The organism is Neorhizobium sp. NCHU2750 (genome assembly GCF_003597675.1).
Classification (GTDB): Bacteria; Pseudomonadota; Alphaproteobacteria; order Rhizobiales; family Rhizobiaceae; genus Neorhizobium.
The window spans coordinates 499,933-518,682 of sequence record NZ_CP030828.1 but is presented as its reverse complement, the minus strand read 5'-3'; the positions used below and the strand labels follow the sequence as shown (position 1 = coordinate 518,682).

General features: G+C 60.7%; 15 protein-coding genes. 7 read left to right on the top strand and 8 right to left on the bottom strand.

Going from position 1 to position 18,750, the window contains the following annotated elements:
- Positions 1-22: 22 nt before the first annotated feature.
- The 8 genes from NCHU2750_RS23045 to NCHU2750_RS23010 form a co-directional block, all read right to left on the bottom strand.
- Entirely contained in the window at positions 23-940 is a 918-nt protein-coding gene (locus NCHU2750_RS23045; RefSeq protein WP_119944083.1) for an NAD-dependent epimerase/dehydratase family protein, read from the bottom strand.
- Between the two features lie 22 nt (positions 941-962).
- Positions 963-1,805, bottom strand: coding sequence for a sugar phosphate isomerase/epimerase family protein (locus tag NCHU2750_RS23040; protein ID WP_119944082.1), 843 nt, complete (start codon positions 1,803-1,805; stop codon positions 963-965).
- Between the two features lie 5 nt (positions 1,806-1,810).
- Positions 1,811-4,336, bottom strand: a complete 2,526-nt coding sequence (locus NCHU2750_RS23035; RefSeq protein WP_119944081.1) for a branched-chain amino acid ABC transporter ATP-binding protein/permease — start codon at positions 4,334-4,336, stop codon at positions 1,811-1,813.
- Positions 4,333-5,199 (bottom strand): branched-chain amino acid ABC transporter permease, encoded by an 867-nt coding sequence (locus NCHU2750_RS23030; protein ID WP_119944348.1) that lies wholly within the window; start codon positions 5,197-5,199, stop codon positions 4,333-4,335. The genes NCHU2750_RS23035 and NCHU2750_RS23030 overlap by 4 nt, the downstream gene beginning before the upstream one ends.
- A gap of 91 nt (positions 5,200-5,290) precedes the next feature.
- The gene (locus NCHU2750_RS23025; protein ID WP_245480453.1) at positions 5,291-6,526 is read right to left on the bottom strand and encodes an ABC transporter substrate-binding protein; all 1,236 of its coding nucleotides are present in this window, start codon (positions 6,524-6,526) and stop codon (positions 5,291-5,293) included.
- Between the two features lie 68 nt (positions 6,527-6,594).
- Positions 6,595-8,373, bottom strand: a complete 1,779-nt coding sequence (locus tag NCHU2750_RS23020; RefSeq protein WP_119944080.1) for a thiamine pyrophosphate-binding protein — start codon at positions 8,371-8,373, stop codon at positions 6,595-6,597.
- A gap of 39 nt (positions 8,374-8,412) precedes the next feature.
- The gene (locus NCHU2750_RS23015; RefSeq protein ID WP_245480452.1) at positions 8,413-9,870 is read right to left on the bottom strand and encodes an aldehyde dehydrogenase family protein; all 1,458 of its coding nucleotides are present in this window, start codon (positions 9,868-9,870) and stop codon (positions 8,413-8,415) included.
- 241 nt (positions 9,871-10,111) lie between these two features.
- Positions 10,112-10,984, bottom strand: coding sequence for a LysR family transcriptional regulator (locus tag NCHU2750_RS23010; RefSeq protein ID WP_205583915.1), 873 nt, complete (start codon positions 10,982-10,984; stop codon positions 10,112-10,114).
- Between the two features lie 184 nt (positions 10,985-11,168).
- On the opposite strand from NCHU2750_RS23010, the gene argH reads away from it, so the two are divergent.
- The 7 genes from argH to speB all read left to right on the top strand — a co-directional run bounded on the left by argH (position 11,169) and on the right by speB (position 18,660).
- Positions 11,169-12,629: an argininosuccinate lyase gene (argH, locus tag NCHU2750_RS23005; RefSeq protein ID WP_119944078.1), complete on the top strand. Its 1,461-nt coding sequence runs from the start codon at positions 11,169-11,171 to the stop codon at positions 12,627-12,629.
- Entirely contained in the window at positions 12,626-13,498 is an 873-nt protein-coding gene (locus tag NCHU2750_RS23000; RefSeq protein ID WP_119944077.1) for an amino acid ABC transporter permease, read from the top strand. Before argH ends, NCHU2750_RS23000 begins: the two co-directional genes overlap by 4 nt.
- A gap of 8 nt (positions 13,499-13,506) precedes the next feature.
- Entirely contained in the window at positions 13,507-14,277 is a 771-nt protein-coding gene (locus NCHU2750_RS22995; protein ID WP_119944076.1) for an amino acid ABC transporter ATP-binding protein, read from the top strand.
- Positions 14,278-14,357: 80 nt separating this feature from the next.
- Complete coding sequence (locus tag NCHU2750_RS22990; RefSeq protein WP_119944075.1) at positions 14,358-15,185, top strand: ABC transporter substrate-binding protein; 828 nt, start codon at positions 14,358-14,360, stop codon at positions 15,183-15,185.
- Positions 15,186-15,293: 108 nt separating this feature from the next.
- Positions 15,294-16,685, top strand: a complete 1,392-nt coding sequence (locus NCHU2750_RS22985) for an MmgE/PrpD family protein (protein WP_119944074.1) — start codon at positions 15,294-15,296, stop codon at positions 16,683-16,685.
- An 11-nt stretch (positions 16,686-16,696) separates the two neighbouring features.
- A complete protein-coding gene (locus NCHU2750_RS22980; RefSeq protein WP_119944073.1) occupies positions 16,697-17,569 on the top strand; it encodes a polysaccharide deacetylase family protein in 873 nt (290 codons plus the stop codon).
- 32 nt (positions 17,570-17,601) lie between these two features.
- Positions 17,602-18,660: an agmatinase gene (gene speB / locus NCHU2750_RS22975; protein WP_119944072.1), complete on the top strand. Its 1,059-nt coding sequence runs from the start codon at positions 17,602-17,604 to the stop codon at positions 18,658-18,660.
- The last annotated feature ends 90 nt before the right edge of the window (positions 18,661-18,750 follow it).

The following is an 18,750-nucleotide window of genomic DNA, read 5'->3' as shown; positions in this document are numbered from 1 at the left end:
TTGGCTTTTGAATGAATGTCGATCAGATCTGATCGAGGAGATGCCGCTTGCTGTGCTCGGCGCGGAAGCCGAGGACGTCACGGGCATGCTGCAGATCGTAGAGCGGGGCGAAGGGTTGCTTTTCGTAGTGCCCTCGGTCGCGCACCTCGACGGCACCGCCATGCAGACGTTGAAGCCTGTCGAGCGTCGGTTCGGGCGACAGCGTTTCCTCGGATGCCAGATAGAAGGCGTCGTAGTCGCCATTCTTCATCTTGAGGTTCAGCGCCAGATAGAAAGCACTCGCAACGTCGCGGGGATCGATGTGGTGGTAAAGCGGGCCGCCGCCGGCTGAAGACGGTCCGCCGACCGCTGGTCCCTTATAATTTTCAGGATCCCGGGCGCGCGCAAGGATTTCCTTCTCCATCTCCGGATAGGCGACGAAAACCGTCCGCAGCGCGATGGCCTGCATGCCCGCATAGGCAAAAGACCGTGCGATATCCTCTCCGATGACCTTGCTGAGCGCATAGGGGTCGGTCGCCAGCCGAGGATGCTCGTTGTCGAGCGGTGCATAACGGGGATGAAGCATCTTGCCTTCGCGGACGGTGTAGCCCGCAACAGAATCCGATGAACAGAAAACGACTCTGGCGACACGATGGCGCTGCGCAGCATCGAATACCAGCCAGGTTCCCATCACGTTGGTGTGCATGATCTGCTCACCCGTACCATTCCAGATATTGGCGATCGCGGCGATATGCAGCACGGCATCCACGCCTGAGACGGCCGCATCGACCGCCTTCGGATCGGTGATGTCTCCTACCATCCACTCAACATCGGCCGCTCCCTCGATGCGGTCGAATGCACGCACTTCGATCCCCTCTGAGAGCAACTTATCGACGACGTAACGGCCGAGCAGTCCGCCCGCCCCCGTCACCAGCACTTTGCCGAAAGGCTGTTCTTTCATTTTTCATCCTCCAGAATATTTTTCAGTGCTGTCCGCTTGGAGCGGGAAACCCATGCCGCGTCAGCGCCCGGTGGCTCCGCTCGATCGCGGGGCCAGGTTCATTCGATATGATTTCCATCATCACCGGCCCGGACCAGGAAATCTGGTCCAGCGCAGCGCATGCGGCTGAAAAATCGAGATCCCCCTCCCCGATCGGATCATGCCGCCAGGCAGACCTTGTCGTGTCGGAAAAATGCACCACCGCCAGATAGTCCTGAACCGCCTCGATCCCGCTTGCCGGGTCCTCGCCGATGAAGTGAGCATTGGCCACGTCATAGACGATGGCGAGGTGAGGACTGGCCATCGCCGTGACGAACTCCACCACGCTCTGCGCTTCCGGGAACGATGCAAAGGGCACGTTCTCAATCGCCAGCTTGACGCCAAGGCGTTCCGCGTCCGGCAGGAGAGCCTCGATACTGCGCTGCATGAGGTCGCGGGTGACGGCTCGATCAGGTGGGAATAGCGGACTTACGCGTCCGGGCACCGTGACCAGATAAGGAACCTCAAGGCTGGAGCACAGTTCCAGCGCCTTTCTGAACATACCCTGCGAGAAAGCCCGCATGTCGGTGAACACGCTGGCGAGGTTGGTATCGAGGCTCGGCAGGTTCAGAGAATGAACTTTCGCCTCCCCGCCGAGCATGACCCGCCGCAGCGCCTGGTATTCGGCCGTTGCCCGATCGAAGGAAAGGTGCGGCGGGTGGATCATCAGTTCGAATTCCCGGTATCCCCTTTCCATCAGCGCCGTGAGGCACTGATCTGCCGGAAGGCTCCAGATGTAGGAATATGTATTGATGCCCGGCGGCCTTTGGGTTGCGAGATCCTTCATCGGGTTCAAGCCTCCACCGCAGCAATGCCGAGCAGACGGTCCTGCAATGCATCATCGCTTGCAAGTTTTGCCGATTCACCGGCGAAGGCCACCTTGCCGTTGACCAACACATAGGCTCGCTCGGCAAGCGCCAGAACCTCATCGGCGTGATGCTCGACGATGACCAGGCTCGCCTTGGTGGAAAGCCGCGTCACGGCACTGCGCACCTCCTGCACGACCGCAGGAGCAAGGCCTTCATAGGGCTCGTCCAGAAGGATGAGCTGGCTCGGCACCATCAGAGCCCTGGCGATGGCGACCATCTGGCGCTCACCGCCGGAGAGATTTTCGGCCTTGTTGCGGATCAGCACCCGCAGCTTGGGGAAAAGATCATAGACCTCTTCCATCGTCGCTCCACCGCTCCTCGCAGCCAGGACAAGATTCTCGTTGACCGTCAGGTTCGGGAAAAGACGGCGCCCCTCCGGCACGATCGAGATGCCCCGATGGTTGATCCGGTCCGCCCTCATCTTGGTGATGTCTTCACCACGGAACAACACCTTGCCCTCGCTCGGAGTGAGCGTGCCCATCATCGTTCGCAGAGCTGTGGTCTTGCCGACACCGTTGCGGCCAAGCAATGCGACGACTTCCGATTGGCGGATGACCATGTCGACACCGTCGAGAACCACCCCGCCGCCATAACCCGCGCGGACGTTGCTGAGTTCCAGCAGGACCGGACGGTCAGGCTGGGCAGTGACCTTTTTCGGCGTGGCGTGAACGACACCAGCGTCGGTAGCCTCGGTCTTCGCCTTGCCCAGATAGGCCTCCACGACCTGCGGATTGGCGACGACATCGTGCGGATTGCCATCGGCAATGAGCTTGCCGAGGTGCAGCACGGTGATCCGATCCGACAGCGAAATGACGCGGTCGATATCATGCTCGATCAAGAGCACGGCATGGCTCTTGGCCAACCGGACAATCAATTCGGAAACGGTCTTGCGGTCGCTTTCGGCAAGGCCTGCCAATGGTTCGTCGAGCAGGATGACGGATGCATCGCCGGCGAGCGTGATGGCAATCTCCAGAAGACGGTTTTCACCATGCGACAGCTCGCTGCAGGGCACGCCTGCGCGCTCTACAAGTCCGACAGCTGCAAGGATCGACCATGTCTTGGCATTCATTTCCTCGTCGTCGTAGGCGTCCCGCCAAAAGCCCAGATTGCGGTTCAGCGAGGCCTGCACGGCTATGCGTACATTCTCGAATGCCGTGACATTGCGAAACACGCTGAGGATCTGGAACGACCGCGCTATGCCAAGCCGGGCACGCTTGTCTGCCGGAAGGCTGGTAATGTCCTTGCCCTTGAAGACGATCGAGCCTTCGTCCGGCCGCATCAGGCCGGTCAGCATGTTGAAGAACGTCGTCTTGCCGGCACCGTTCGGACCGATGATCGAATGCAGCCTGTTCGGGTAGACATCGACCGTCACGTCGTTCTGCGTGACAATCGATCCGAAGCGCTTGCTCAGCCCTCGGATGGAAAGGACCGGCTCGCCTTCGACCATGCCTCCCTTCCCCGCAGGCGCGTAGGGCGCAATCGTAGCCGGCTTAGGCGGGATTTCGTTTCTCGTCAGGGTCCAGCGGTTGCGGCCAAGTATCCGGTCATAGATGCCCTGCATGCCCTCCGGAGAAAGAATAGCAAACACGATGATCAGCGGCGCGAAATAGAGCCACCAGTTATCGGTGACGACGGAAAGCTGTTCTTCGAGGACCAGGAAGGTGATCGCCCCCCAGAGTGGGCCAAGGAAGTGATGGACGCCGCCGAGTGCGGCCATCAGCACGGGGTCGCCGGCGCGCTGCCAACCCATGCTGTCGGCATAGGCACCCTGCAGCATCATGGCCAGAAGGCCGCCAGAAATGCCGACAACGGCACCAGCGAGACAGAAGCCGATGAAACGAACCCGGAATGCGTTGAACCCGAGCGTCACGGCGCGCTGTTCATTGTCGCGGATGGCCTGCATAAGGCGGCCGAACGGCGAATGGACCAGCCGCCAGACGGCAAACAGCGTCAGCGTCACCACCGCAAGCGTGAACCAGTGGAATGCCCAGGCACTTGTGAAGAGTGGGCGCGGCACGTTCTGGATGCCGTTCTCGCCGCCGGTCAGATCGGTCCACTTGAAGGCGATCTCGGACGCGACCTGCGAGCAGGCAAGTGTGATCAGGGAGAAATACAGCCCCTTGCGCCGCAGGATGACAGCGCCGACGATGGCGGCCAGAAGAACCGAGAAGACGATGCACGCGACGAGCGCGAGGATCTCGTTTGGCATCGATTTGCCGAGCGTCAGCGCCACGGCATAGCTGGCACAGCCGAAAAACAAGGAGGCACCGAAAGGCACCAGCCCGAGATAGCCGATGAGGATGTTCACCCCGAGTGCGTAGAGCACGTAGATGGCGATCTGCGTCACGTGGTTGATGGCGCCGCCCTCCAGCCAGACAAAACCGGTGATCAGCAGCAATACGGCCAGTGCAATCAGGACCGGCGATTTGAAGAGGTTATAAAGCTTCATTCGAAACGCTCCCATCGCGCACCAAGGAGACCTCTCGGGCGAACAAGCAGCACCAGCAACATCAGCGCATACATCGATGCGGTGGAGGCAGCCGGCCAGAATTGGATGGTAAGTGACGTGACGATGCCCACCGCCAATCCGGCGATCAGTGCGCCGACGAAGGAGCCGAGGCCACCGATCGCCACGATGACAAAAGCCGGCATGACTGCATTCGCCGCCATCGAGGGGGACACTGTCCAGAGCGGCCCGGCAAGGACACCGGCGATCCCGGCAAGCCCACAGCCGAGGCCGAAGACACCGGTGAGAACCCGGGGCAAATTGATGCCGAGCATATCGACCATTTCCGGATCGCGGCTGCCGGCACGCAGGATGCGGCCATAAGGCGTCAGTGCGATGAAGGCCCAGAGCATGCAAAGCACGAATATGGTCATGCCCAGAACCGCAATACGGTATTTGGTCATGAAGATCGGGCCGAGGATGATGAAGCCGTTGAGGAATTCGGGTGGTGCGAGCGGCTTTCCGTCGGCACCCCACACGAAACGGATCAGGGCCTCGATCAGCAGGCCGAGCGCAAAAGTCACGACCAGGCTGATCAGCGGATCTTTGCCATATAAGCGTCTGATAAGCAGAACTTCGACAACGATACCGACAAGCGCCGTCAGCAGCGGCGCGAAAATGACCGCGCCCCAGCCGAACCGCCGCTGCAGTTCAAAGGCGAAGTAGGCGCCGATCGCAAAGAACGCACCATGTGCAAAATTGACGATGCCGAGCATGCCGAACGTGATCGACAGTCCGACCGCGATCAGCACATAGATGAAGCCGAGCACCAGCCCGTTGGCGGCCTGTGAAAGGATGATCTCCATGGCAAACCCATCTTGGATGAAGCCCATGCGCGGCACGCAGGCATGCATACCGCGACAAGGCTAAGGTTGAGCTATCGGATGGACGGGAGCGCTAGAACGAACCCATGTTGCAGCCGATTTCCTCCTTCGTGCCGAAGGCCTTCTCGGTGTCGGCTTCGTTGTCGTTCGACCAGCGGACGACATCCATGTAGTCCCATTTGTCGGTGATCTTGTCCTTCACCTTGACGACCACCATCGGCCGGACAAGCTGGTGGTCCCAGGACCGGAACCCGTAGGGAACAGCCGATTGCGTTTCCTTCCACTTCTCCAGATTGGTCACGACATCTTCCGGCTTGGTCGACTTGCCGGCTTCGATGGACGCGATCAGCGCGCGCGTTGCCGTCCAGCCGGACCAAGCCTTGTCCGACGGCGGCTGGTTGAACTTCGCAATATACGCCTTGGTGAATTCCTTCTCCGGCTCGGAATTCTTGGGATCGTTGTAATACCAGGGCTTTACATGCGTGCCGGTGGCAGCGGCCGGGCCGATATCCCAGAAGTCGGTATCGCTGACCGCTACCTCGAAGATCGGGATCGTGCCCTTCATGCCAAGCTCGTTCCACTGTTTCATGAAATTCGACAGGTCGAGGCCAACGAGCGCACCGACGATGACATCAGGCTGGGCCTGACGGATCTTCAGGATGAATGAGGAGTAATCGGCAGTACCGACCGGCACCTCATCATTGCCCACTTCCTTTGCCTTGACCGATGCGAGCATCTCGCGGCCGGAGCGCAATACGTCCTGACCGAATGCGTAGGAAGGCGTGAGGAAATAGACCTTCTTGCCCGCGATATCATTGGCGATCGCCTTCAGCTGGACCGGCGCGGAAGCCTGAGTGCGGAAGGTATAGCGGTTACAGCTCGATCCGGTGATTTCACGCGCAGCGGAGCCGGCGGAAATAAGGGGCGTCTTGGTGCGCTGGGCCACGCTCATCATGGCCAGCACGGCAGCACTCGAATTGCCGCCGACGACGCCAACGGCCTTATATTCGTCCGCCATGCGCTGCATGTTCTGCTGTGAGACCTGCGGGCTTGCCTCGTCGAGCCAGACCGTTTCCGCCGCCTTGCCCATGACTTTGCCACCGTCGTGCATTGACAGCGCAAGCTCGGCGCCGCGTGCCATGTTGAGGCCGATCGATGCGCTCGGACCCTGTTTCGGTGAAATGATACCGATGCGGATCGGACCATCCTGCGCGTGGCCGGTCACCGTGCCGGCCAGCAGCATTCCCGCGGCCAGCGCCATCACGCCACGCCGGCGAATTGTCCATTCCGTCCCTATGCTATTCTTCATGACACTCCTCCATCTGGTTGTTTGAATGTCGGCGCCACCGCTCCCAAGTGACGCCGAATGGACCTTGATCAGACTCTGTGTGGTTTGCCGAAAATCGGCTCCTTGATCGGAATGGGCGGCAGCTGCCAGGTACCCGTCGATGGCGGGCGCACGTCCGCATCGACATGCACGTCGATCAGGCAGGGACGCTTGTTGGCAAGCGCCTGCTGCACCGCTTCTGCCAGCTGCTCCGGCCGCTTGACGGTGTAGCCATCGGCGCCGCAAGCGCGGGCCCAGGCTGCAAAATCCGGGTTGTAAGGCGCGCCGTTATCGCCCTTGTAGAAGGCGGTACCGATTTCTCGGCCATTGAACATTCCATACTGGATGTCGCGGATCGCACCCCAGGCAAAATTGTTCCAGACGATCCAGATGCATGGCAGCTCGTATTCGACCGCCGTGCAAAGCACGTATGGCGTCATGGTGAACCCGCCGTCGCCGCAGACGGAAACGCAAGGCCGTTCCGGCTCGGCAAGCTGAGCGCCGAGGACGGAGCAGACGCCGAAGCCCATCGACGAGTAACCCCAGCTGTTGAGCATGCTCTGCGGGTTGCGAGCCTTCCAGAACTGCATGAACCAATTGTGGTGCACGCCGGAATCAAGCGTCAGTATGGTCTCTTCCGGCAGCATTTTCTGCAGCGTCGACACGACGAATTCCGGGCGCAGCGGCGCCGTCTCCTCGCTGAAACGGGGCTGCACGAAGGCTTCCCATTCCCGCACCCAGCCCATCACGTCTTCCCGCCAGGGCGCATAGGTGGCATCGGTCACCTCGGGATAATCCACAAGCGCGTCGAGCAACTGCCGGACGAAGGTCTTTCCGTCGGCGATGATACCGAGATCCGGCTGGTAATTGCGTCCGAGTTCCTGCGGATCGATATCCACATGGATGAGCTTGGTATGCGGGAAATTCCAGGAATAGCCGGGGATCCACGACGACGAGGAACGATCGTCGAACCGCGTGCCGACGGTGAGGATAAGGTCGGCAAAACGACCGGCCTGATTGGCGGGATAGGCACCGTTACGGCCAATGAAGCCAAGTGCCAGCGGATTTGTCGCTGGAATGCAACCCATGCCGTTCGGCGATGTGATGACCGGGATCTGCAGCCGCTCGACGAGTTCGAGCAGTTCCGGCCCGGCTTCGGAGAGCGTCGCGCCATGGCCTATGAACAGCGCAGGCTTTCTGGCGGCTGCCAGCATACCTGCGGCGGCCTTGACGTCTGCCGGGCTCGCTGCCGGGCGATGCGGCCTGTCCATGCCCGATGGCGGCGGCAATTCGACATCGGCCTCCTCCTGGAAGACGTTATAGGGAATGTCGATATTGACCGGGCCGGGACGGCCGACGGTCATCGTATTCATCGCCTGCCTCAAGGCCAGCGGCAGCATGTCGACACGGCTCGGCTGGAAGGCGCGCTTGACAACCGGCCGGAGCACGGAAGAAAAATCAGCCTGATTGTGGTGGTAGAGTTCCTGGAAGGGGCCGCGATTGTGCTGTGATGTCGGCACGTTCGCCGTGATCGCCAGGAAGGCGGACGAGTCTGACAGCGCGGTGACCAGCGGCATCACCATGTTGGCCGTTCCGGGACCTGTAGAGGTCAAGGTGGCGACCGGCTTGTGCTTTACGCGAAAATAGCCGTCGGCCATATGGCCGGCACATTGCTCATGCCGCGGCGAGATCAGCTTGACCTTGTCCTTGACCTCATAAAGCGCATCGAGAAACCCAACATTGCCATGGCCGCAAATGCCAAAAACATAGGGGATCTTCTCGTTTGCCAGCGTTTCGGCGATCACCGTGGCGCCTTTCATGACAGGCATATTTTCCTCCGATTCCTTGCTATTAGGGCCGTATCCGGCTCAATCCGTGGTGAAGCTGACCATTCGCTCTTCGGTCATTTCGGCAATCGCCGAGCGTGGTCCCTCGCGGCCGAACCCGCTGTCCTTCGAGCCGCCATAGGGCATCACGTCGACGCGGGCACTGGAGGCCTCGTTGATGAAGATATTGCCGACCTCGGCCTGCCGGACCGCACGCATCGCATCGCCCAGCCGGTTGGTGAAAATGCCGGCGGCAAGGCCATAAGGCGTTCCGTTGATCCGTTTCAGAGCCTCGTCGAGCGACGCGACAGGAACCAGCGACATGACCGGTCCGAACACTTCCTTGCATCCGACCGGGCTGTCCTCAGGAACGTCGGCAAGCAGGGTCGCCGGAACGAGCGGTCCCTGGCGTTTTCCTCCCACCAGCTTGCGGGCGCCCCCGCGCACCGCCTGCTCGACCCAGGCTTCGATACGTTCTGCCGCCTCGGGGCTGATCACCGGCCCCACCCGGGTCTTCGGGTCAGCCGGGTCGCCATGAGCCATGGCGGACACGAGCGGCGTAAGCTTCTTCTCAACTTCGGTCATACGCGACCGATGGACGAGAAGCATCTGGACCGAGGTGCAGACCTGTCCCGCCTTGCGATACGCCGCATTGACGATCTTGGGCAGGGCCTTGTCGATGTCGGCATCGTCGGCCACATAGGTGAAGGCGATCGACCCGAGTTCCATCTGCGTGCGGCGCAACCCGGCATATTGCTGGATGATCGCGCCGACTTCGGTTGAGCCGGTGAAGGCGAAGAAGCGGATGCGCTGGTCTTCGGCAATCAGCTTGACGAGATCGCCACCCCCATGCAGCACCGCAATACGGCGGCCCGGAAGCCCGGCTTTTACCAGCACCTCGGCCAGCAGATTCGACGGCGTCGGCGTATGCAGCGATGGCTTGAGCAGGACGGCGTTTCCGGCCGCGATTGCCGGACCGACCTTGTGAGCGACCGTATTGAGCGGCGCGTTGAAGGGTGTGATCGCGGCAACGATGCCAAGTGGGACGCGCAGCGTGAAACCGAAACGTCCCTTTTGTCCGGGTGCGCCCATGACCGGCACGATATCACCCGCAAGCCGCCTGGCCTCCTCGGCGGAAAGCCGAAGCGTCTCCACGGTGCGGCTGATCTCGCCGCGGGCATCGGAGACAGGAAAACCCGCCTCGACCCGAAGCGCCTCGACAAATTCCTCTGCCCTTTCCTCGATCAAGCCAGCAGCCTTGAACAGGATTTCCCCTCGCTCGAAAGGCGTCAGGAGATCGTCTTCATAAGACTCCTGCAGGGCATCTATGGCATCTCGCACCTGCGCCGGAGAGGGCAGATGAACCTGTCGGACGACATGGCGGCTGAACTTGTCGTAAACTGGAAGGGTCGATGTTCCAACGACGCTCTTTCCACCGAACACGAGCTTCGTATCGGAACCGGAAGACATGGCGCCATTTTGAAAATCGTCGGTTTTCAACGAATATTTCCTCCCGTCGTATGCAACGTAATTCTGCATAACGAACCGAGGACAGGAGGAAAAATATGAAATAGCGAAAGGGGTATATGTGAAAGATATAGGTCTGAAAATTGTCAATTAACTCACGCGAATTCAATAAGTTAATCTTACTCGCCACCCAATCCCAGTCAAATTATCGCTCGATTTTTTAATGCTGGGCCTCGGGGACTTCAGGCACCCATTCCAGGCAACCATCGGCGTTTCAATCCCGAACGGCTCTGGACTCGGCATCGATCCATTGCTGAAACAACTGCATGGACTGGCTGGTCGGCAGGTTGCGGGGCCGGGTGAACCAATAGCCGTAATCGCTTCGATAGCCGAGCCCGCCCGGATTGACGAGGCGCCCTGCCGCCAGATCCTCGACGATCAATCCATGCGGGATCAGGGCCATGCCCTGGCCTGCGAGTGCTGCGCGGATGACCATCGTATAATAGCCAAAGCGCATCGTGTGACGCACTTCGAGCCCTTGCCTGCCATTTGCGCTTGCCAGGAACGGCCAATGAAAGGGGGTCTGCGGATGTTCCAGCATTACCCCTCTTGATGCCGCTTCGATCGAAGGAGACTCGCCCAGCTTCTCCCAGTAGGACGGAGCGCTGACGAGGCGAATATCATGCCCGAACAGATATTCCCCCTCTTCGTCGGCCACCGGCTCCACGACGAAGCGAACCATGCCATCGGGGACTTCCGTCTGGGTCTTGGACACGAATGTCGTAAACTGCACCTCGATCTCCGGATGCGCCTCGGTGAATTGGACGAAGCGGGGCAGCAGCCAGCGGTCGCCGAAGATCGGCGGTACCTGCAGGCGAAGCACGCGCGGTCCGGGCTTGAGGCGCGCAACCTTCAGCGCTGCGTCTTCCATCGCCTTGATCGCGGTGCGCGCGTGTTCGATGTAGATTGATCCGAGCTCTGTCGGCACCATGCCGTTCGGCGTTCTATAGAATGCCGGGCCACCGATCAGTTCCTCAAGCCCGATCAATTGCTTGCTGACGGCGCTCTGCGATAGCGCCACCGGCTCGGCCGCCGCACTCGTCGACCCTCGCTCCGCCACGGCCAGAAGAACCTGCAGCGCTGTCATCGATGGAAATTGCTTGCGACCCGACACTTAAGCCTCGCTCTCCAAAGTAGTCGCTTCCAGACTAAGCGCCTTGCGTCTAGCTGGCTAGTCGTTTTCGTCATAGGCAGAAGGAATTAACTTCGCTTGCCCCGATTGGAGGCACGTGGGAATTTTGCCTAAATTTTTGACAGACAGGGGAAGAATAATGTCTGAGCCGACCCAGCTCTGGGGTGGACGTTTCAAGTCCGGCCCTTCCGAAGCGCTTGCTAACCTTTCTCGCGCCCACCCTTCCTATTTCCGCCTCTTCCGCGAAGACCTTGCAGGTTCGCGAGCCCATGCGTCCGAACTCAAGCGCGCCGGCGTGCTGGATGACACGGAATTTGCAACGATCCGTGGCGCACTCGACCAGATTGAAGTCGACATCGCCGAGAAGCGCGAAGAGCCGATTGCGTCTGACGAAGACATTCATACCTTCATCGAGCGCCTGCTGATGCAGCGGCTCGGCGCGCTTGGCGGCAAGCTGCGAGCCGGCCGTTCGCGCAACGACCAGACTGCCAACAATACCCGCCTCTATCTGCGCCGCATGGCAAGGGAACTCTCTCGCGGCGTCATCGATGTCGAGAAGGCGCTGGTTTCCCAGGCGACCAAGCATGTGGAGACGGTGATGCCGGGCTTCACCCATCTTCAGCCTGCTCAGCCCATCGTCCTCGGCCATCATCTGATGGCACACGCACAGAGCCTGCTGCGCGATCTGGAGCGTTTCGAGGATTTCGACCGTCGCTTCGACCGCTCGCCGCTCGGCGCCGCCGCTCTCGCCGGTTCCGGCATCGCATGTCGTCCGGATCTTTCCGCACTGGAGCTGGGCTATTCCGCCGCGTGCGAAAACTCCATCGATGCCGTCTCGGCGCGCGATCATGTCGCCGAATTCCTGTTCATCTGCTCGCTGGTGACGGTCAGCCTGTCGCGTCTGGCGGAAGAGATCTGCATATGGGCATCCAAGCAGTTCAGCTGGGCCAAACTGCATGACAGCTACTCGACCGGCTCCTCAATCATGCCGCAGAAGAAGAACCCGGACATTGCCGAATTGACACGCGGCATGAGCGGCACCCTGATCGGCAACGTCGCCGGGTTCTTGGCGACGATGAAAGCCATGCCGCTTGCCTATAACCGCGACCTCGCCGAGGACAAACGCGCGCTGTTTGAAAGCATCGACGTACTGGAGCTCATCCTCCCAGCGTTTGCCGGAATGGTCGACACACTGGAATTCGACGTTGCCAAACTGCGTGATGAGGCCCCCAAGGGCTTCACGCTCGCAACGGAAGTCGCCGACTGGCTGGTTTCGGAAGGCGTCCCCTTCGCCCAGGCGCATGAGATTACCGGCGCCGTAGTGCGCTATTGCGAAGAACGTGGGCATGATCTGGCTGGCCTGACCGAGAGCGACCTGCCCAATATCGACGCCCGCCTGAAGCCCGGCGTTCTGAAGGCGATCACGATTGACGGCGCGCTCGCCAGCCGCACCGGCTACGGCTCGACCTCACCTCTACGGGTGCGCGAGCAGATCGAACGGTTTACAACAGCACTCGACGCCAAGGCTGTCTTTGCAGCCGACGATCTGCTTGCCGCAGCTTCGACGGCAGCATCGCCACAGACGCGGAGTGCCCGATGAGCAAAGCCGAAACGCCAGCGACCGCAGTGGACCAGAAATACGAGATCGCTCATCTGAAACTCGTGCCCAAACGGCATGTCGGACGGATGATCGCCGCGGCGATCGTGCTTGTCATCCTTGCCGCGATCATCCGAGCCTTCAGCGTCGGCCAGATCGAGTGGAACTACGTCGGCACATTTATTTTCGCCCCGGCCATTCTCGACGGACTGGAAAGCACGTTGATCATGACGGTCGCGGCAATGGTGCTCGGCATCGTACTCGGCGTCGTCATTGCCATCATGCGGGTCTCCGGCAATCCGGTCCTGTCCTATATTGCGGTGGGTTACGTGTGGATCTTCCGTGGTGCACCGGCGCTTCTGCAATTGATGATCTGGTTCAACCTCGCCCTGATCTTCCCGAAAATGGGCATTCCTGGCCTGTTCGAGTTCCGCACCGTCGACATCATGACGCCGTTCGTTGCGGCGATGCTCGGTCTCGGCATTTCGCAGGGCGCCTATACATCGGAAGTCGTGCGCAGCGGCCTCCTGTCCGTCGATAGCGGCCAGTACGAGGCAGCCCGCGCGATCGGCATGAAGCAGTTGCAGATGTTGCGCCGGATCGTGCTGCCGCAGGCCATGCGCGTCATGGTGCCGCCGATCGGCAACGAAGTGATCGGCATGGTCAAGCTCACCTCGCTTGCCAGCGTCATCCAGTATTCGGAAATACTCCATAACGCCCAGATCATCTACTTCGCCAATACCCGCGTGCTCGAACTGCTTCTGGTCGCCTGCTTCTGGTACCTCGTCGTCGTGACGCTCCTGTCGATCGGCCAATACTATATCGAGCGCTATTTCGGACGTGGCAGCAAGTCCGTCAGCGCGTCGATGTGAGGTGAGAGATGACCAAGAATATCGTTGTAAAAGCAGTCGACGTCACCAAGCTCTACGGCCCCTTCACCGCCCTCGACAAGGTCAACCTGGAAATTTCCAAGGGCGAAGTCTGCTGCATCATCGGACCGTCGGGTTCCGGCAAGAGCACCTTCCTGCGCTGCATCAACCAGCTCGAGAAGATGAATTCAGGTGCCATCTGGGTCAATGACGAACTGGTCGGCTATCGCCGCGAAGGCAACAATCTCTATGAGATCAGCGATGCGGATATGGCCCGCCAGCGCCGCCGTGTCGGCATGGTGTTCCAGCGCTTCAATCTTTTTCCGCACAAGACGGCGCTGGAAAACGTCATGGAAGGCCCCGTGCAGGTTCTCCGCGAACCCGTGGCGGAGGTGCGCAAGCGTGCCGAAGAGCTTCTCGCGCGCGTCGGGTTGGGCGACAAGACCGGCCATTATCCCTCGCAGCTTTCCGGCGGTCAGCAGCAGCGTGTGGCGATCGCCCGCGCCATGTGCATGCGGCCGGAACTGATCCTGTTCGACGAGCCGACCTCGGCACTGGACCCGGAACTCGTTTCCGAAGTGCTCGACGTGATGAAGGATCTCGCCGCGAGCGGCATGACCATGATCGTCGTCACCCACGAACTCGGTTTTGCCCGCAACGTCGCCAACACCGTGGCTTTCATGGAGGCTGGGAAGATGGTCGAGATCGGCCCGGCATCCGAGGTGCTGACCACGCCGAAAAGCCCGCGCACGGCTGAGTTCATCAAGGCGGTTCACAGCTAGGCAATCGGCCCGATGGGATAGCGGGCCGGCAAGAACGAACAGACTTCAAACCAGATAGGTTCTTAACAAGGGGAATACACATGAAGACAGTTTTCATCGCTCTCGCCGCAGTGCTTGCGTCGACAGCCGCGCATGCGGACGGCCTGCCGGACCGCATCAAGTCCGCCGGCAAGGTTGTCGTCGCCAACCAGCCCAACTATCCGCCGATGGAATACAAGGACCCGGCCACCAACACTCTGATGGGCGTCGATATCGATCTCGGCCTGGCGCTCGCCAAGCAGCTCGGCACGACGGTGGAATGGGCCGACATCGGCTTCGAACAGATGGTTTCGTCGCTTGAAACCGGCCGCGTCGATCTCATCCACAGCGGCATGAGCGATCTGCCGAAGCGCCGCGAAACGCTCGACTTCCTCGACTACATGAAGTCCGGTGCGCAGTTCTACACGCTGGCTTCGAACAGTGACAAGATCAAGGTTCCGACCGATTTCTGCGGCAAGACTGTCGGCATGAGCCGCCGCACCTCCTTCCCGGACGAAACGGCGAAGTGGAGCGCGGCCAACTGCGAAGCCAAGGGCCTTCCAGCCGTCAAGGTTGTCGGCACCGAAGGTTCGGCCGATGCCCGTGCGCAGTTGAAGCAGGGCCGAGTTGACGGCGCCGTGCAGGGTTCGGAAACCCTTCCCTACATGACCAACCTGGAAAAGGGCACCTATGCCATCATCGGCGAGCCCTTCACCGCCGTCTACCAGGGCATTGCCTTCTCCAAGAAGGATCCGGCACTGCGTGACGCTTATGTCGGCGCACTCAAGGCCCTGATGGCATCGGGTGAATACAAGGCGATCTATACCAAGAACGGCCTCGAAGGCGCCATGCTCGACGGCATCTACATCAACGGCGAAGCCGTAAAGTAAGACTCGTAAAAAGTTCGGCCGCGGCAGTCGCGGCCGAACATCCATTGCGCATTCCGATAGCGAATGCGCCGCTGTCGCCGAGCATTCCCAGGCATCCCCGAGTATTCCATGAACCGTCCCCTCGCCGACACGCCGGTCGACCGGCTGGCCCGCTTCGTCTCCACTCTCGAATACGATGCCCTTCCCGCAAGCGTCGTCGCCAAGACCAAGACCCACATTGCCGATACGCTTGGTGCTGCAGTAGCCGGAGCCCGATCGAACGAATTTGCAATCTCGGTAAAGGCTCTGCGCCCGCAGGGCCTGGTGCCGCTCTGGGGAACCGGTCTTTCCGCTTCGACCCGCGACGCCGCACTCCTCAACGGCTGCGCAGCCCATGCATTCGAACTCGACGATTCCGGTGGTTGCGACCATTCCGGCGCGGTCGTGATGCCGGCGCTGTTTTCCGCCCTGCATGAAATCGGCGAACCGGTTGACGGCAAGCGCATGATCACCGCCGTGGTTGCCGGCTATGATGTCGGTCGGCGCATTCTGGAAGCGACCGGCGGCTACGATGCCCATAACAGTCTCGGCTGGCACTCTACCGGCACATGCGGGACCATGGCGGCAGCGGCGGCCTGTGCCCGATTGTTCGGACTGGATGCATCGGCCACGCGCGACGCCATCACGCTTGCCACAAGTTTTTCCTCGGGTCTCTGGGCCTTCATTCATGACGGATCGCAGGCCAAGAAGCTGCATGCGGGCCGCGCTGCCGAGGGCGGCCTGCTTGCGGCCCTGCTTGCCGCAAAAGGTTTTGCCGGACCTTCCCGGGTCTTCGAAGATGTCTGGGGCGGATTTTTCAAATCCTATAACAAGTCGGCCTGCCAGCCGGAACTGCTCGCCGAAGGGCTGGGCGAGATCTGGAAGGTCAACCGCGCCGTGCTCAAGCCCTATGCGTCCTGCCGCGGCGCCCATTCGGCGGTCGATGCGCTTGAAGATCTGCTGGCCGAGACCGGCCGCACGGCTTCCGAGATAGAGCATATCGATCTGCGCATGAGCGCGATGCTGAAGGACATGTGTGGCGCCAAGGTCGGCGCAGCCATGGCGCCGACGCAGATGAGCCTGCCCTATGCGCTTGCCGCCCGCTGTGCGTTCGGGACGGCAGGCCTTCAGGCCTATACCGAGGACCGCCGAAGCAGCCCGGATGTCCATGCAATGATGGACAGGATCGGCGTGGCCGTTGACGAGACGATGGATGCCATGGCCGAGCCGGTGGTGACGCTGACCTTCAGCGACGGCATGACATTCGAGCGCATGGTGCCCCGTGCCACAGGCTCGGCGGAGCGTCCGATGCCGGCAGTAGCCGTCGAAGCAAAGTTCCGCGAACTTGTTGCAATGAGCCTGCCGGCGGATAAGGTCGATGGCTTGTGGCAGGCGCTTGGCAATCTGGAAGAGATTACCGACTGCGCCGAGATAGAAGCTCTGATGACCGGCAATGCCGACAGCATTCCCACATTCCGATGAGAGTTCCAGACATGACGTTCGACCTTTCTCCCCGCCCGCTGAACCCTGCCCCCGAAACGCCGAAGATGATCTGGCCGAACGGCGCCAGGAGCGCGTTGTTCATCGGCTTCGACGTCGATGCGGAAACCGCATGGATCGGCAACAACCCGTCCAATGTCGACCGCATGGTAACGACATCCCACGGTGGGTACGACGCGCGCGTCGGCATTGCCAAGATCCTCGAATTGATGGACGAACTCGGGTTGAAGGGCACATTCTTCACCCCCGGCTGGACAGCGCTTGCCCATCCTGCCCAGTGTGAGGCGATGCTCAAGGCAGGCCACGAAATCGGCCACCACGGATATCTCCACAAGCTTCCCGACCGCACCAAGCTCGATGAAGCCTTCGAGGAAATTGACCGCGGCTTCGAAGCGCTGCAATCGGCCCTCGGTGTCCGCCCTGTCGGCTATCGCGCGCCCTCGGGCGAGAATTTCCCTGAACTTCTCGCCTATCTGAAGAAGTCCGGAATCCGTTATTCGAGCTCGTTCCGCGATGACATCCTGCCCTACCGGCATGCGGGTCCGGAAGGACTGACCGGCCCGGTCGAAATTCCCGTCAACTTTGCTTTCGACGACTGGAATTTCGGCATGTCCAGCCGCACCAGCTCGCGCCCGCTATTTGGCCGCGAGAGCATTCTGCCGCTCTGGATCGACGAGTTCGAGGCCACCCACGCATGGGGCGGCGTCACCACGCTTGTCCTGCATCCCCAGGTTTCGGGCAGGCCGATGCGGTGGCATATTCTGCGCGACTTCCTTAAGCATGTGATCGACAAGGGCGACGTCTGGATCGCGACCGGTGCCGAGATCACCGATCACTACGAAGCCCTCGAAGCGGCATCGAAATAACAACCAAGACAACAACAGCGGAGGAATCCGGCATGGCTATCGACGAAGAAACGCTCAAGCGCCTGCGCGAACGATATGGCGAGGGGCATGGCGGCAGCATTCATGACCCGGAATTCCGGGCCGTGGCAGACCGCATCTTTTCATCCGGCGGCACTCGCGCTGCCCCCTATAGCGGGATCCCTACCCTTCTCGACGCCACCTATCGCCAGGTCGATCCGGCGGCCCCCGATCTCAGCGATCTCGACGTGGCGCTGATCGGCGTGCCGATGGATCTCGGCGTGACGAACCGTCCGGGCTCGCGTTTCGGGCCGAGGGCGCTAAGATCCATCGAACGCGTCGGCCCCTATAACCACGTGCTGAAGACGGCGCCCCTTTTCGAAATCAAGGTGGCGGATATCGGCGACGTGCCGTTTCGCAGCCGCTACCGCCTCGAAATGAGCCACGAGGATATCGAGGCACATTTGCAGAAGGTGGTGGATGCCAATGTCATTCCGCTTTCGGTCGGCGGCGACCATTCGATCACGCATCCGATCCTCAGGGCTGTCGGTCGCGATCGCCCCGTCGGAATGATCCATATCGATGCCCATTGCGATACCGGTGGTGCCTACGACCTGACCAAGTTCCACCATGGCGGCCCCTTCCGCAATGCAGTGCTCGACGGCGTGCTCGATCCGACCCGCGTGATCCAGATCGGTATCCGCGGCGCGGCCGAATATCTCTGGGAATTTTCCTATGAGAGCGGCATGACCGTCATCCATGCCGAGGAGATCGGCAAGATGGGCATCGAGGCGGTAATCGCCAAGGCCCGCGAGGTCGTCGGCGACGGACCGACCTATCTTTCCTTCGATGTCGACAGCCTCGATCCTGCCTTCGCACCCGGAACAGGGACACCGGAGATCGGCGGCCTGACGAGCCGGCAGGCACTCGACATCCTGCATGGATTGAAGGGCATCAATTTCGTCGGCGGCGACGTGGTGGAAGTGGCGCCTCAATACGATGCAACGACCAATACCGCACATGCCGGTGCGCAGATGTTGTTCGAAATCCTGAGCCTCATCCGTTTCAGCCCGGCTCTCGCAGCAAGTGCCTGAGACCCGTTGAAGCTCGAGGTGGTTTTCAGCCATCCTTCGCCAAACGGAAACGGGATTGCAGCGAACGCCATCCCGTTTCCAAAGCCGATC

What these genes read in the sequence shown, in the direction of transcription:
- NCHU2750_RS22980 (WP_119944073.1), top strand. Translation starts at nt 16,697, where the DNA reads ATGACGTTCGACCTTTCTCCCCGCCCGCTGAACCCTGCCCCCGAAACG.
- NCHU2750_RS22985 (WP_119944074.1), top strand. Translation starts at nt 15,294, where the DNA reads ATGAACCGTCCCCTCGCCGACACGCCGGTCGACCGGCTGGCCCGCTTC.
- NCHU2750_RS23010 (WP_205583915.1), bottom strand. Translation starts at nt 10,984, where the DNA reads ATGACAGCGCTGCAGGTTCTTCTGGCCGTGGCGGAGCGAGGGTCGACG.
- speB (WP_119944072.1), top strand. Translation starts at nt 17,602, where the DNA reads ATGGCTATCGACGAAGAAACGCTCAAGCGCCTGCGCGAACGATATGGC.
- NCHU2750_RS23025 (WP_245480453.1), bottom strand. Translation starts at nt 6,526, where the DNA reads ATGAAGAATAGCATAGGGACGGAATGGACAATTCGCCGGCGTGGCGTG.
- NCHU2750_RS22990 (WP_119944075.1), top strand. Translation starts at nt 14,358, where the DNA reads ATGAAGACAGTTTTCATCGCTCTCGCCGCAGTGCTTGCGTCGACAGCC.
- NCHU2750_RS23020 (WP_119944080.1), bottom strand. Translation starts at nt 8,373, where the DNA reads ATGCCTGTCATGAAAGGCGCCACGGTGATCGCCGAAACGCTGGCAAAC.
- NCHU2750_RS23045 (WP_119944083.1), bottom strand. Translation starts at nt 940, where the DNA reads ATGAAAGAACAGCCTTTCGGCAAAGTGCTGGTGACGGGGGCGGGCGGA.
- argH (WP_119944078.1), top strand. Translation starts at nt 11,169, where the DNA reads ATGTCTGAGCCGACCCAGCTCTGGGGTGGACGTTTCAAGTCCGGCCCT.
- NCHU2750_RS23030 (WP_119944348.1), bottom strand. Translation starts at nt 5,199, where the DNA reads ATGGAGATCATCCTTTCACAGGCCGCCAACGGGCTGGTGCTCGGCTTC.
- NCHU2750_RS23035 (WP_119944081.1), bottom strand. Translation starts at nt 4,336, where the DNA reads ATGAAGCTTTATAACCTCTTCAAATCGCCGGTCCTGATTGCACTGGCC.
- NCHU2750_RS22995 (WP_119944076.1), top strand. Translation starts at nt 13,507, where the DNA reads ATGACCAAGAATATCGTTGTAAAAGCAGTCGACGTCACCAAGCTCTAC.
- NCHU2750_RS23000 (WP_119944077.1), top strand. Translation starts at nt 12,626, where the DNA reads ATGAGCAAAGCCGAAACGCCAGCGACCGCAGTGGACCAGAAATACGAG.
- NCHU2750_RS23040 (WP_119944082.1), bottom strand. Translation starts at nt 1,805, where the DNA reads ATGAAGGATCTCGCAACCCAAAGGCCGCCGGGCATCAATACATATTCC.